The sequence below is a fragment of the Cyanobium sp. BA20m-p-22 genome (genome assembly GCF_024346275.1).
Classification (GTDB): Bacteria; Cyanobacteriota; Cyanobacteriia; order PCC-6307; family Cyanobiaceae; genus Cyanobium_A.
On sequence record NZ_JAGQCQ010000072.1, the window covers coordinates 1 to 12836 of the forward strand.

16 protein-coding genes are annotated in these 12836 nt (G+C 60.5%); 13 read left to right on the top strand and 3 right to left on the bottom strand.

The window, feature by feature from the left end; genetic code table 11:
- A partial coding sequence (locus KBZ15_RS08170; protein ID WP_255014703.1) for a cytochrome P450 occupies positions 1–235 on the top strand: 235 nt, incomplete at its 5' end.
- On the top strand, positions 223–1272 hold the full coding sequence (locus tag KBZ15_RS08175) for an SDR family NAD(P)-dependent oxidoreductase (protein WP_315859865.1): 1050 nt from the start codon (positions 223–225) through the stop codon (positions 1270–1272). The genes KBZ15_RS08170 and KBZ15_RS08175, both read left to right, overlap by 13 nt.
- A 3-nt stretch (positions 1273–1275) precedes the next feature.
- Here the strand turns inward: KBZ15_RS08175 and KBZ15_RS08180 are convergent, their stop codons facing one another.
- Complete coding sequence (locus KBZ15_RS08180) at positions 1276–1545, bottom strand: hypothetical protein (RefSeq protein WP_255014704.1); 270 nt, start codon at positions 1543–1545, stop codon at positions 1276–1278.
- Between the two features lie 159 nt (positions 1546–1704).
- Between KBZ15_RS08180 and KBZ15_RS08185 the strand changes: the two genes are divergently transcribed.
- The 5 genes from KBZ15_RS08185 (at position 1705) to KBZ15_RS08210 (ending at position 6650) form a co-directional block, all read left to right on the top strand.
- The gene (locus tag KBZ15_RS08185) at positions 1705–1947 is read left to right on the top strand and encodes a hypothetical protein (protein WP_254932184.1); all 243 of its coding nucleotides are present in this window, start codon (positions 1705–1707) and stop codon (positions 1945–1947) included.
- 514 nt (positions 1948–2461) lie between these two features.
- Positions 2462–4612, top strand: a complete 2151-nt coding sequence (locus tag KBZ15_RS08195) for a heavy metal translocating P-type ATPase (protein ID WP_255014706.1) — start codon at positions 2462–2464, stop codon at positions 4610–4612.
- A gap of 46 nt (positions 4613–4658) precedes the next feature.
- The gene (locus KBZ15_RS08200; RefSeq protein WP_255014707.1) at positions 4659–5297 is read left to right on the top strand and encodes an ISAs1 family transposase; all 639 of its coding nucleotides are present in this window, start codon (positions 4659–4661) and stop codon (positions 5295–5297) included.
- A 5-nt stretch (positions 5298–5302) separates the two neighbouring features.
- Entirely contained in the window at positions 5303–5839 is a 537-nt protein-coding gene (locus KBZ15_RS08205; protein WP_255014708.1) for an ISAs1 family transposase, read from the top strand.
- A gap of 337 nt (positions 5840–6176) precedes the next feature.
- A complete protein-coding gene (locus KBZ15_RS08210; protein ID WP_255014709.1) occupies positions 6177–6650 on the top strand; it encodes a DUF305 domain-containing protein in 474 nt (157 codons plus the stop codon).
- 576 nt (positions 6651–7226) lie between these two features.
- Here KBZ15_RS08210 and KBZ15_RS08220 read toward each other — a convergent pair.
- Entirely contained in the window at positions 7227–7421 is a 195-nt protein-coding gene (locus KBZ15_RS08220) for a hypothetical protein (protein WP_255014710.1), read from the bottom strand.
- A 66-nt stretch (positions 7422–7487) separates the two neighbouring features.
- Between KBZ15_RS08220 and KBZ15_RS08225 the strand changes: the two genes are divergently transcribed.
- On the top strand, positions 7488–7676 hold the full coding sequence (locus KBZ15_RS08225) for a hypothetical protein (protein WP_255014711.1): 189 nt from the start codon (positions 7488–7490) through the stop codon (positions 7674–7676).
- A 223-nt stretch (positions 7677–7899) separates the two neighbouring features.
- Here the strand turns inward: KBZ15_RS08225 and KBZ15_RS08230 are convergent, their stop codons facing one another.
- Positions 7900–8025 (bottom strand): hypothetical protein, encoded by a 126-nt coding sequence (locus KBZ15_RS08230; RefSeq protein ID WP_255014712.1) that lies wholly within the window; start codon positions 8023–8025, stop codon positions 7900–7902.
- 252 nt (positions 8026–8277) lie between these two features.
- On the opposite strand from KBZ15_RS08230, the gene KBZ15_RS08235 reads away from it, so the two are divergent.
- The 5 genes from KBZ15_RS08235 to KBZ15_RS08255 all read left to right on the top strand — a co-directional run bounded on the left by KBZ15_RS08235 (position 8278) and on the right by KBZ15_RS08255 (position 11974).
- Positions 8278–8655: a hypothetical protein gene (locus KBZ15_RS08235; protein WP_255014713.1), complete on the top strand. Its 378-nt coding sequence runs from the start codon at positions 8278–8280 to the stop codon at positions 8653–8655.
- Entirely contained in the window at positions 8646–9230 is a 585-nt protein-coding gene (locus KBZ15_RS08240; protein ID WP_255014714.1) for a pyridoxamine 5'-phosphate oxidase family protein, read from the top strand. Before KBZ15_RS08235 ends, KBZ15_RS08240 begins: the two co-directional genes overlap by 10 nt.
- A gap of 372 nt (positions 9231–9602) precedes the next feature.
- Entirely contained in the window at positions 9603–10163 is a 561-nt protein-coding gene (locus tag KBZ15_RS08245) for a sterol desaturase family protein (protein WP_255014715.1), read from the top strand.
- The gene (locus KBZ15_RS08250; RefSeq protein WP_255014716.1) at positions 10135–11445 is read left to right on the top strand and encodes a SulP family inorganic anion transporter; all 1311 of its coding nucleotides are present in this window, start codon (positions 10135–10137) and stop codon (positions 11443–11445) included. Before KBZ15_RS08245 ends, KBZ15_RS08250 begins: the two co-directional genes overlap by 29 nt.
- Positions 11387–11974 carry a sodium-independent anion transporter gene (locus KBZ15_RS08255; RefSeq protein WP_255014717.1) on the top strand — a complete coding sequence of 196 codons (588 nt, stop codon included), beginning with the start codon at positions 11387–11389 and terminating at the stop codon, positions 11972–11974. Before KBZ15_RS08250 ends, KBZ15_RS08255 begins: the two co-directional genes overlap by 59 nt.
- The last annotated feature ends 862 nt before the right edge of the window (positions 11975–12836 follow it).

Genomic DNA, 12836 nt, shown 5'->3' on the forward strand with positions numbered 1-12836 from the left:
TTTCCGGCCCCAGCGACATCTCTGCGGAGAAAGCACAGCCGCCCTGCTGCCCTTCGGCGGTGGGGAGCGGGTTTGCCTGGGCAAGGCTCTGGCCGAGCTGGAGATACGCCTGCTGGCGGTGGGGCTGCTCAAACAGCTGAATCTGGTGCTGGAGCCGGATCAAGACCTGACGCTCAAGGTCATTCCCAGCCCATCCCCGCAGGATGGTCTTCTGGTACGGCCGTGTCTGCGCTGAGCGAGCAGCTGGGCCAACAGCTGGGAGAACAGCTGGGGAAACAGAATGAGATGGTGCCGGGAACAGGAGCCATGGCGGTTAATGAGCCCAGCGCTGGAGTGGGCCGCCACATCCTGCTCACCGGTGGCAGCTCCGGGATTGGTTTTCAGGCAGCGGCCCTGCTGCTTCAGGCCGGTCACCGCCTCACCCTGCCCTGCCGGGATGCGAGCACCGCCGCAGTCCTGCGCGAGCGTCTGAGCGGCTCGATTGATACCCCCATCTGCGACCTGGCTGATCTGGGCAGCATCGAGCTCTGCGCCCAATCCCTGCTGGCAGCTGGGGAGCCGATCGACACATTGGTGCTCAACGCCGGCCTGCAGTACAGCGGCGAAGCCAAGCCCCGCTGGTCGGCCCAGGGGTTTGAACTCACCATCGCCGTGAACCACCTGGGCCACCAGGCCCTGCTGCAGCAGCTTTTGCCCCTGCTGCTGCGGGGCACAGCACCTCGGCTTGTGGTCACCTCCTCGGAGGTGCATGACCCCACTAGCGCCGGAGGGAAGGTGGGGCTGCCGGCCGGCCTCGGGGATCTTGCTGGGCTGCGCCAGGGCCCTGGGGCGCTGATGCTCGATGGCAGCGGCAGCTTCAATGCCGAGAAGGCTTACAAAGACAGCAAACTCTGCAACCTTCTGATGGCAAGGGAGGCGGAGCGGCGGCTCAGGGAGCAGGGCATGCTCCTGCCGGTGCTCGCCTGGAGCCCCGGGCTGGTGATCCCGCGCAGCGACGGAGGCTTCTTCCGCTACAGCCGCAGCCACAACCCCTTTGCCCAGGCTCTCTTTGCCATGGTTGCTCGCGACCTGCTGCGGCTCACCGAAACACCCCAGAGGGCTGGAGCCCTGCTGGCAGGGTTGGCCAGCAGGGCTCCTCAAGCGAGTGGCTTCGCATACTGGAGCAACCGGGTGTTGGGCCCCGGTCGGCTGCGTTTTGAGGTCAGTAAACCCAGTGTCGATGCCTGCTCAGACAGCCTGGCCCGGCAGTTGTGGGATCTTAGCGCCCAGTGAGACTCAGCGCATACCGCCACGGTTAGCCGGTCCGCCCATATTTGGCCCGGCACCAGGGCCTGCCGCTGGCCGCATCCCAGCACCTGGGGCGCCCACACCTGGAGTGACGGCCCGTACGGCCGGCCTGCCCACGCAGCCCACTGGCACTCCAGGGGCGGTGCAGTAGATCGCCGCCGCTGGAATGGCTTGAGCCGGTGTAACAGCGGTTCCAGCGGCCAGGGCTCCGCCGCAGCAGATGGCCAGCGCAGCCCATGCACCCGAGAGACGTGACATCAGTAAGGGGCATCAATACTCCGCCATGTTGGCGGATCGATACCGTAAGGACACGATGCGGCAGCTTCCACCTGATCGTCATCCTGGTTTTCATCCTGTTCCTTGACCCACCGCTCCCTCGCCCGACTGCCAGCATGGGATCAACAGGCCAACTCCCTCGTGAAATTGATCCCTTTTTGTCCCTTCAGCGTCGCCAAGCTGCTTGCCCTCAAGGCCACGGTGCTGCTGCTGCTCACCCTCTTGATCAAGGCCCGGGTGCAGATCGTCGCCGGGTCGACCCTGGGCATCTTCCTGTTGCTGTTGCAAACCTTGGCCTTCCTTGCCGTTGGGGGTGGGCTTGTGCTCGCAGCCGCAGGAACAGCGATCTACAAAAACCAGCAGCGCCGCTCTTCAGTGGCCTGATCGTCTCCTGAAGCATCTTTGGAGTTGGCCAAAAACCGAGACGAGTAATCACAGAAGATGGGTGATCACAACAGTCAACAGCTCACTGCCCGAGAGATGGTGCGGGCCCATGCTTATCCTGTACTGGCGGCGATTAGCAGCCTGAGCTTGGTATGCATTGCTGTTCTACAGATTCCCACAGCTGTCAAACACCATCGTTACAACCTATGCATTGATGAGCAGGTGAGTCTCAGGCATGCCAGCACCCTCGTCGGGCAGGACGGCCCTGGCAAGTTGATCTACCTCAAAGCAGTCCAGCACTGCGAGGGCCGCTGACTCCCCTCTGTGGGCGCGCTGGCCCATGGCATCAGCTGGGACAGCCCCGTGAGTTCAATCGACCCAGCGGTGATCCCAACAGCATGGTGTGCCTTGAGTCCATAGGCGCCGCCCAGCCACCTGACGGCTTGACCAGGCCGGCCTGCGCGCCCATCTCCCGCGGCAGGACCCGCGGGGCTAGATCCCTTTAACTGATCCCATGGGCAGCAGCACCGCTACGACTTCAGCCGGCCCGATGGCAAAGGACCCGATCTGCGGCATGGTCGTGCCCAGGGCCACGGCCCTCTCGGCCCTGCGGGCCGGCCGCACCTACTACTTCTGCAGCCAGGGCTGCCGCCAGACCTTTCTTGCACCGGAGCAGCAGCTGCGCCGCATGCGCCGCCGCATTGGTATCGCTCTCAGTGGTGTGTTGGCTTTGGCAATCGTGCGGGCCGGAGCCTTCCTGGCCCTGGCCGCCGGGGTGAGCATCGTGAACATGGCGCCGGTGGCCCAGCTGCCCTGGCTCACCTGGGGGGTGTGGCTTTTTCTACTCGCCACGCCTGTGCAGCTCTTCGGGGGCTGGAGTTTTTATGTGGGGGCCTGGTCAGCCCTGAGCCGGCGTGCCCTCAACATGGATGTGCTGATCGCTCTGGGCACCTCGGTGGCCTACGCCTACAGCGTGGTGGTGGTGTTTGCCCCCCAGTGGCTCCCCGTTGGCATCGACGAGCGGGGCGTCTATTTCGAGGTGTCAGCGGTGGTGATCTCCTTTGTGTTGCTGGGGCAGTACATGGAGGAAATCATCAAGCAGCGCTCTTCGGCGGCTGTGCGCCGGCTGCTCGATCTCCAGCCCGCAACTGCCACGGTGATCCGGGGTGGCCAGGAGATGACGCTGCCGGCCGAGGCGGTGCTCCGCGGCGATCTGGTGCTGGTGCGGCCAGGCGAGAAGCTGCCCGCCGATGGGGTGGTTGTGGAGGGCAGCTCGTCGGTGGATGAGGCGCTGATCACCGGTGAATCGATGCCCGTGGGCAAAGAGAGGGGATCGGAGTTGATCGGCGGCACCCTCAACGGCCGAGGGCTACTGCGGTTTGAGGCAACGCGGGTGGGGGCCGACACGGCCCTGGCCCAGATCATCCGCATCGTGGAGGAGGCCCAGGCCAGCTCGGCGCCCGTGCAGGTGCTTGCCGATCGGGTCACGGCCTGGTTTGTGCCGGCGGTGGTGGTAGTGGCGTTTTCGGCCTTTGCCCTCTGGACCCTGGCCGGCAGTTTCAGCAGCGGATTGCTGGCCTTCATCGCCGTGCTGGTGATCTCCTGCCCCTGTGCCCTGGGTATCGCCACGCCGGCGGCGCTGATGGTGGGCGTGGGCAAGGGGGCGGAGCTGGGGATCTTGATCCGCAGTGGCGAGGTACTGGAGCGGGTCGAGCAGCTCACCACCGTGGTTTTCGACAAGACCGGCACCCTCACCCGCGGTAAGCCGGTCCTCACCCAGGTGGTGGCCAGTGCAGGGCGCAGCAGGCAGGAAGTGCTGCAACTGGCAGCATCACTGGAGCATGGCTCCGAGCATCCCCTGGCCGCTGCCCTGTTGGAGGCCGCTGAGGCCGAGGGGCTAGAGCTGTTGCCAGTGGCTGAGTTTGAAGCCCAGGTGGGCGAGGGGGTGCAGGCCGTGGTGGGGCGAAAGCCCCTCTGGCTGGGCAACCGCGCCATAGCTGGCCGCTACGTCCTCGAACTCGATGGAGCCGTGCAGCAGCAGTTACACCAGTTGGAAGTATCTGGCAACACGGTGATGCTGCTGGGCCAGGCAGCGGAGGTGCTGGGCCTGTTGGCGGTAGCCGACACGGTGCGGCCCGAGGCTCGCCGCACCGTCGAGTTGCTCCAGCAGCGGGGCATCGCAGTGGTGATGCTCAGCGGTGACAACCGCACCACTGCCCAGGCGATTGCCGCCCAGTTGGGTATTGGCGAGGTGATCGCCGAGGTGCGCCCTGCCGACAAGGCCGAGACGATCCAGGCCCTGCAGCGGGCCGGCCAGGTGGTGGCAATGGTGGGTGATGGTGTCAACGACGCCCCGGCCCTCGCCACAGCCGACATCGGCATCGCCATTGGTTCGGGTTCAGATGTGGCCAAGGAGGCGGGCGATTTGCTGCTGCTCGGCAACGATCTGCGCGACGTCGTTACAGCGATCGGTCTGTCGAGGGCCACCATGCGCAAGATCCGCCAAAACCTCTTCTGGGCGTTCATCTACAACGGCCTCGGCGTACCGATCGCGGCCCTGGGCCTGTTGAATCCAATGCTCGCGGGCGCCGCCATGGCGCTGAGTTCGCTGTCGGTGATCATCAATTCATCGCTCCTGCGCCGTTATGGAAGCAGGGCCTATTAGAAGTCTGTCCCAGTAGTCCTGGCGTGCGGAGCTAAGCTCCGGTTTGGTGCGCAGGTCTCGCACGAATCTCTTGGCCTCGCCGCTCGAGAACCCAGCCGCTGCAACGGATCTGATCAGCTTCCTCAAGGCGCTTCCTGATTGCCGTCTGCGCCGGGGGATTCGCTACCCGCAGTGGTGGATGCTGCTGGTGGCGATCCTCGCCATTCTCAGCAACCAGGGTTCCCTGCTAGGGATGGAGCGTTTTGCCAAACGCCACCGCAAGTCCCTGAACGAGCTGCTCGGCACCCACATCGCCAAGCCGCCATCGGATTCGACCTTCCGGTTGCTGCTCTCGCAGCTCGATGTCGATGGGTTCGAGGCTCTGCTGCAGCAATGGATGGCAACCCAACCTGGCATCACCGAGTCTGTCGACACCCTGGTGTGCGATGGCAAGACCCTGCGGGGTTCGATCGATCAAACCGCTTCTGGCGCAGCGCGTTTTATCGCTCAGGTGAGCCTGTACTCCAACACGCTGGGCGTTGCGATTGCCCAAAACACCTACGCCACCGATGCCGGCGGCGAGATCGCGGCTTTGCGCCAACTGTTGGATCGCGTCGAGCTCAACGGCTTGCTGGTGCAAGCCGACGCGCTGCATGCAAACCGCCCTTTTTCCTCTACCTCGAGCAGCGTGGCGCCGACTTCCTGATTGCGGTGAAACACAGTGGCCGCAAAGGATCTCGGGTGATCAAGGACCGGCTGACCTATGGCCGTAAGGCACCGTGGCAAGCCAGCAAGCGTGAACGCAAGCGCGGTCGTGACCTCACCTGGACGCTGCGTGGCCTGCCGGCCCCGGCGTGGGTGATGGAGAACTGGCCGGGCAGCGCCACGATCCTGGCGGTGCGATGCAAAGGCATCCGCGACGGCAAACCGGTCGATGAGATCCGTTACTACGTCTCGAGTTTGCGCACTGGAGCCAAGGCTCTGCAGCAGCACGTGCGTGATCGCTGGTCAATCGAGAACTCCTGGCACTGGCCCCGCGACACCCAGCTGCGGGAAGACGCACACCGCTACCGCGAGAGCAACGGCGTGCGGATCATGGCCACGCTCCGCAGCCTGGCCATGAATGCCCTACGACTCGATGGCTACTGGTCGATCACTGAGGGACTGGCCGCTCTGGCGCATGACATCAGGGCCCTTCTGGCACTGCTGGGCTGGCGAGAACCCCCTCAGTCACTGATTTCTACCTGACTTCTAATGAGCCCTGGTTATGGAAGGTCAGCAGCATGACCCCCAGCCGGCCTTGACTACCCAGCCAAGGGGGCGTTTGTGGCCGCAGCTGATTTACGGTAAATTACTGCAAATATCCCCCAAAATAGCCCCAGGCTGTCAATTACTAAGCCCACGTTTAAGCTGTTGTTGCTCCTTTGGGGAGGACATCGTGGCAAGAAATCTTGTCAAGTGCAGCTGCTGGGTTGCGCTCTTCAGTGTTGCGTTCCTCAAATTTGCATTGCTGCTTGGAACCAGGCATGGCCAAGCCGATGTGATTGCAGTACCCATATCTGACTCTGAGGTGGCTCAGGGGCCTATGGGCATGCAATCAATGGATCGTCATTTCATCGAAATGATGATTCCGCACCATGATGGGGCTATTGCCATGGCGGAGCTGGCCCTTACCAGCTCGAGACGTGCGCAGATAAGGGCCCTGGCCCAGCAGATCAAAACCAGCCAGAGAGCTGAGAATGTCCAAATGCGGCGCTGGTATCGCCAGTGGTTTGGCACCGATGTTCCTACCTCGCCCATCGGCTTTGGCCGCGGCATGGGCGGTATGGGCGCCAGCCTGAAGGGCCTGAAGAGGTCAGCGGATTTTGACCGAAGCTTTATTGAAAATATGATTCCCCATCACCGCATGGGCGTGATGATGGCCTCCCACGGTAAGGCTAATTCCCAGCACCAGGAATTACGGGAACTGCAAGCTTTGATGGTGAAGGTCCAAAGCCGGGAGATTGAACAAATGGAAAAATGGTATCAAAATTGGTACATGATGCCTGGGAAACAATAGCCTCCGCTCGGGATCCCTGAGCGGGCCGGTAAAGTAAAGCCCGTGAATTGGAAATTAGCTTAGGAAAGGAGCAAGCTAGCGACAGCCAGGTTCTATATAAATGCAAGAGCTAAGCAACCCACTTAGCATCGGTGTTAAATAAAAAATAGTGACAAAAACAAGTAACCAGCCAGAATTGGCTAGCTCTAGCTAATTGCGTTGACAAATTCAGGACAGAAGGGTAGAAGCTGGGTGTCGCTGGCAGCGTAATCATCCACTAGGGCCCCAAGACCAATTTGATGGTCAATGCCAAAGCCGATTAGGCCTTCAACTACGACGCCGATCCCGACCCCAACAATTGCGGCACGACCATTGAAGCGCTCATCACGCTTCTGAAATTGACCGTTGCTGGCAGGAGTGTTGGTCAGCCCAGGCCAATTTGGGAGAGGATGCCCTGGCCATGCTCGGTCTCAGCGAATGCGACGAAACCGAAGCGGGAAGAGGAGTCGGCCATGGGCATTGCGAAGGGTTACAGGATGTGATCGGTTTGACAATGCCCGGGGTTTGGTTCTCCGCAGCCTCCCTAGGGAATCCTGGTCAAGGGCGCTCACCTGCCTGCACACCTGGATCCGCAGAGTTGGGGGGCAATCGCCGCTCTACCTGCAGAAACACCAGCCAGGCCAGAGCGGCACTGATCCCACCGGTCCAGTCGTTCCGAACAAGCTCGATGATGGCAATAGTGCTGGCACCGATGCGCAGGCCGCGCAGTAGAAAACGACCTAGCTTCTCCATGCGAATGGCTTAATTCATCAACCCTACCAGCGACTTTTGATGCTGCCGATCCGGCCAACCTTCTGCATGTCCCAACTCCAGAACGAAGACGATGACGAGCTCCCTGTCGATCGAGGCCGTGGCCTGGGGCTGCGTTTGTTGGCGCTATTAGGAGCCTTGTCGTTCCTCATGCTCGGAATCAGCAGCATCGCCCCGCTGCTGCAACCGGCTCCGCCGCCTGAGATGCCGGATCAGCGACCTAAAGCGATGGGCTGAACTGCTGGCTCACTTTTGATTGAGCAGGACAGTCGGTTTAATTTTCGCTTGACTGGGTAGGCTGTTGCAATAACCCGACCCGTAGTGATCAGGTCAACTCAACTGGCGCCCAGTGTATGGGTAGCGTTTGATCGCAACAGGCTCGATGGGGCAGCGTCCCAGCAAAGTCGTCAGCCGACCAATCATCATTGCTGGGAAGCTCGGCCTTCCCTTGCCGCGTGCTTCAGGATGACCAGCTGACCCCGCGTTCCTCTGGCTGCTCTAGGGGGCCATTGAGCCGCTGGGGCTGGCGGGTAGCTGGTTCAAGGGCCGCCAGAGCTGCTGCGGTCGCCACTACGGATAGCGCCACCAGGCGCCATGGGCTTCGCCGCCGTGATCGCAAGCTCCCAGCACTCTTGATGGGTGTTCCGCAGCGGCCACAAACCATTCGACCTGCCAGGCTGCGGTCGGCGCGAATGGTCCAGCTGCCGCATTGGGAACAGGCCATGGTCTTAGCAACACTGTCCTTCCCAGCTTGGCTTGGAGCTTGGCTTGGCGGCGCATGGGCCGAAAGTGCTACCACGCCCATTTTGTCCCCTTGTGATTTGCCCCCTCCCAGGCCGTGATCAAACTGCTTAGCAAGCTTGGTTTTTTCGCCATCATTTTGGTGATGTTGGTGTCGGCGCCTACCGCGCTTGCCAGCAACGATGGAGCTCAGCACTACCTCTGTGGCGGCGAACCGCTGGAAGCCATCGCCTTCACCGGGCCGGTCGATGCGGCCGAAATACCCAACAGCAGCGGCGGCACCCTGCCCGGGGCCTTTTTGGTGCTTCGCTGGCGCAATGGGACCCTGCAGCTGCCGCGCACCAACAACGCCGGCGTACCCAGCTACACCGATGGCCGCTGGTGGTGGCAGGCCCTCGACCCCGATCACCCCGAATTCGCCCAGCTGCGCGGTGATGTGCAGCAATACCGCTGCGATCCTGAGCCATGGACCTGAGCGGCCCAACCCCGGGGGCCATGCCCCCCTGGCGCCCCCTGCTCAAGGCGGCTCAAAGGCGCGAGGGTCGCTCTCCCCATGCCCGCTGGCTACAGCTCGCCAGCCTGGGACTGGATGGGGCTCCACGGGTGCGCACCCTGGTTTTTCGCTGCTGGGTAGATGCCCACAGCCTGGATCTGTTCACCGATGGCCGCAGCCCCAAGGCCGCTGAACTACAGGCAGAGCCACGCCTGGAGCTTTGTTGGTTGCTTCCCAAGGCCCGCTGCCAGTTTCGGCTGCGGGGCGATCGGCTCAGGCTTAATGCCGAGGCCGAAGCCCAGGAACGCCGGCGTCACTGGCACCAACTCAGCCCCGGAGCCCGGGCCCTTTGGGGTTGGCCCCCGCCAGGAGCGCCCTTTGACCCAGCAGCGGCCTTCCCCTGCGAACTGGCAGATGGCTCGCCCCTACCAGAATGTTTCGAACTGCTGAGGATCCAGATCAGCCAGGTGGAGCTGCTGGAGCTCAAAGGCCATCCCCATCAGCGCCGCCGCTGGCGGGCCGATCAAGGCTGGGCAGAGCATTGGCTCAACCCTTGAGCAGCTGGCGCTTTCGGGGCCGGTTGTCCCTAACCTGAATCCATCGAAGCAGCGGGCAGCGACATCGTCACATGCATTGTCTCTGGCATCACCAGCTTCATCAGCACTTCTATCGGCATATTCCTGGCCCCACCAAACCCTCACCTTGGGCTTGAGGGGCTAGGGCAGTGGTGGATAGGTCAGTGGTGGCCAGGCCATTCCTTCGGAGCCGACAGCCTCGCCCTATTTCTGATCATTCTGGCCCGCTATTTCCTTGCCGCCGGCGGATGTTGGTGGCTAGTTCGTGTCTGCTGGCCCCACGCCAAAACAGGGTCCAGTGAGCGACAAGGCCAGCAGATCTCGGGCGGGATCCGCCATGACATTCGCCTGTCGGTGTTTTCGGCGGCGGTTTTTGCCCTGGCGGCCGCAGCAGTGCTGTGGCTGCAGGCCCATGGCATTACCCGGCTATACAGCGGAGCTGATGCCAACACCTGGTGGTATTTGGCTGTGAGTTATTTCTCGGTGCTGATTCTGCAGGATGGGATGTTCTACGCCACCCATCGTCTTTTCCACCACCCAGCTCTGTACGACGCCTTCCACCGGGGCCACCACCGCTCCCTCCGGCCCACACCCTGGACCTCCTTCGCATTCGATCCGCTCGAGGCCCTGGTACAGGCCCTTTTTCTAGTCGGAATTGTGATGTTAATCCCCCTGCATCTGGTCACCCTGGTGGCCGTGCTCAGCACCATGACCGTATGGGCGATCGTCAACCACCTAGACCTCGAATGTCTGCCGCGCCAGTTTCCCCACCACCTGTTGGGCCGCTGGGTGATTGGACCGTCTCACCACTCCCTGCATCACCGCCGGGTTTCGGTGCACTTCGGCCTCTACTTCACCTTCTGGGATAGGGTTTGCGGCACGCAAGATGGCGGCTATGCCAGTGGAATGGAGTAATGGCGTTGCCGCTGTCACCGCAGCCAGGGCATTTCATTTTTGCAGGCGGTTCCTGCCAATTCCCGAATGGCTGGAGCTGTACAGAACGGACTGGCTGCGCGCCGATCTGATCGCTGGTTTTACGGTTGTGACCCTCCTCGTACCGGAGGGAATGTCCTATGCACAGATTGCAGGCCTCCCTCCCCAAACCGCCTTCTATGCCGCGCCCATCGGACTGTTGGCATTTGCGCTGCTTGGCTCCTCCCGCCAACTGGTGGTGGCAATGTCAGCCGCCATTGCCAGCATTTCCTATGCAACGATCAGCAGAATTAGCGATCCACATTCGGCCCATTTCATTGTGCTCTCTGCCGCCCTTACCGTTGTTAGCGGCGTCATCTGCATACTGTTGGGAGCGTTGAGACTTGGCAGGCTCGCCCGATTTTTATCGGAGTCTGTAAATGTGGGCTTCGTATCTGGCCTTGCCGTGATGATTGCGGCCAACCAGTTGCCAAAGCTTCTGGGCCTAGAGGGAATACGCGGCAACTTCTGGCAGATTCTCGACAAGCTCATCCAGCATCTGAGTGAAGCCCATGGGTCGACAATCATCATTGGTAGCTTATGCCTCACCCTGATGATAGCGATTGAGCGCACCATAAGAAATGTTCCTGCCGCGTTGATCACGATTGGCTTTGGCATCGGCGCCTCTTTGATCTTCAGTCTTGAGCAATACGGGGTCCCCGTCGTGGGCCAGATCCCCGCTGGGCTCATGCCACCCCAGTGGCCAGCGATTTCGGTGCAGGAATGGCTGATGCTTGTACCGGGCGGGATGGGGTTGGCTCTGGTGACCTTCGCTGAGGCAGTTGGTCCGGCGCGGGCCTTCTCGGTTGCCCATGGCTACCCGATTGACCCCAATCGCGACATCATTGGTATAGGAGCAGTCAACCTGGGCGCCGGCTTGTTTCACGGCTTTCCGATTGGTGCCAGCTTATCTAAATCCGCCGCCAACGATAGAGCCGGGGCGAAGAGCCAGCTCTCATGCCTGATCGCCGCAATAGGGATCACATTTGTAGCTCTCTTTTTTACCCGCTGGTTTTATGCCTTGCCAGAAGCTACGCTAGCTGTGATCGTGATTGTTGCTGTTTCAGGCATGGTCAGGCTGAAAAAGCTTGGTCATCTATTTCGCACCCATAGAACTGCTTGTACTTTCAAGTTTAACCTTTTTCGCTGTTTTGACGCTGGAGACTATGGAGGCGTTGCTGCTTTCTGTTGCCTGCTCATTGTTTATGCTTGTTTGGCGCAGTAGTCAGCCATGCCTGGCCGTGCTAGGTCGCGTAAATGATCGCTTTGAATTCACTGATATCCGCCTTAATCTTGCAACTCAGACATTTCCAGGACTGCTGATGCTTCGGCCGAACAACGGTATCTTCTTTGCCAATGCTGAGGGGCTTCGCGAAGCTATCCTCCACGAGGTGCAAGCAAGTTCAGGGCCTCTGAGAGCCGTCTTGATAGACCTCGCTGCCACCAATGATCTTGACGCACCAAGCGCGGAGGCCCTCTCGGGATTGCTAAAGGATCTGCAGGGCCAGCAACTCGCAGTGATGTTGACGCGTGTCAGCGATTCGGTGCGTGGCGGTTTGGTGCGATCCTCAGGTAGTTATGGCAATGGGGTTTCTTTCTATGCCAGCATTGTGGAGGCCTTAGTGAGCTATCTCTCCGCGGATAATCAGTTGGGAGCCATTGACGAAATTGTTAAAAGTGGAATCAAAACGGTCCAGAGGATAGCCTCTGTCTATCATTCACCGGCACCATCTGATGTTATGCCTGATTCATGAATGCGGCTGAATGATGGCAGATTTAGGCGTACCCTGTTTTGTAATAGCGGCTTTTATATATTTAGACATATAAGTCAAAAGTAGGCATGGTGCTCCGTCGTCACTCTTAAGCCCTCGCCCATATCTTACTGTGTGTCATGAGCATTATTACCCTACAAGCCCTACGCCAGGCGTGAGTAAGCGGATTTCTTTGTTATTTATAGCTTGTTGCATGGCCCCTTTTGTATGTGCCCCCACTGTGCAGAGCAGGATCCAATAGAAGAGGCTTCTCCCGCCGCAAGGGGAGGCCCCTTTGGGCCCCATGCGACTGCTGGTGTGGGCGCGATTTGGCCAATTGGCCTTGTAGGAACAGGCTTGCTCGGGTCCTTCACCGAGCATTCCAGCCCGCGATTTTCCACCGAAGTTGGGCTTGGCTATAATTTTAAAGGCTTACCTATGCACTCGATGCAAGTGGCCTGGAGGGGCTGCAAGAGTGGAGCCGGTCCATATTACAATTACAATCAAGGTAGTCAAACACGCAAAAACTGATCCTTTCTTTATTCCGGATAATTCTCCGAGCCTTGCCATAGCCATGATGGCAACATTGCTAACGGTTCGTATGACGAGTGGGCTAATGCATTATTCTCCAGTTGGGAAGCTCAGCTTGGCTTGAGGATTCGTGCGTAAGGCCCTTGTTGCACTTCGCATCTCCCTATCCTTGGCATCTTCTACCCCAAAGCATTAGGCACCGTGCAGAACTGGCAGCTTTGGGCCTCGGCGGCGGCTTTTTTCGGGGCCCTCACTGCCTTGTTGATCAAGGTTGGGGTGCAGGGCGTTGATGCAGGTATGGCGACCCTATTCCGCACCCTGGCGGTGGCGATTG

Excerpts from the sequence above, each read along its gene's own strand:
- KBZ15_RS08240 (WP_255014714.1), top strand. The coding sequence starts at position 8,646 with ATGGACCTGAGCGGCCCAACCCCGGGGGCCATGCCCCCCTGGCGCCCC.
- KBZ15_RS08210 (WP_255014709.1), top strand. The coding sequence starts at position 6,177 with ATGGGCATGCAATCAATGGATCGTCATTTCATCGAAATGATGATTCCG.
- KBZ15_RS08255 (WP_255014717.1), top strand. The coding sequence starts at position 11,387 with ATGGAGGCGTTGCTGCTTTCTGTTGCCTGCTCATTGTTTATGCTTGTT.
- KBZ15_RS08250 (WP_255014716.1), top strand. The coding sequence starts at position 10,135 with ATGGCGGCTATGCCAGTGGAATGGAGTAATGGCGTTGCCGCTGTCACC.
- KBZ15_RS08225 (WP_255014711.1), top strand. The coding sequence starts at position 7,488 with ATGTCCCAACTCCAGAACGAAGACGATGACGAGCTCCCTGTCGATCGA.
- KBZ15_RS08195 (WP_255014706.1), top strand. The coding sequence starts at position 2,462 with ATGGGCAGCAGCACCGCTACGACTTCAGCCGGCCCGATGGCAAAGGAC.
- KBZ15_RS08220 (WP_255014710.1), bottom strand. The coding sequence starts at position 7,421 with ATGGAGAAGCTAGGTCGTTTTCTACTGCGCGGCCTGCGCATCGGTGCC.
- KBZ15_RS08180 (WP_255014704.1), bottom strand. The coding sequence starts at position 1,545 with ATGTCACGTCTCTCGGGTGCATGGGCTGCGCTGGCCATCTGCTGCGGC.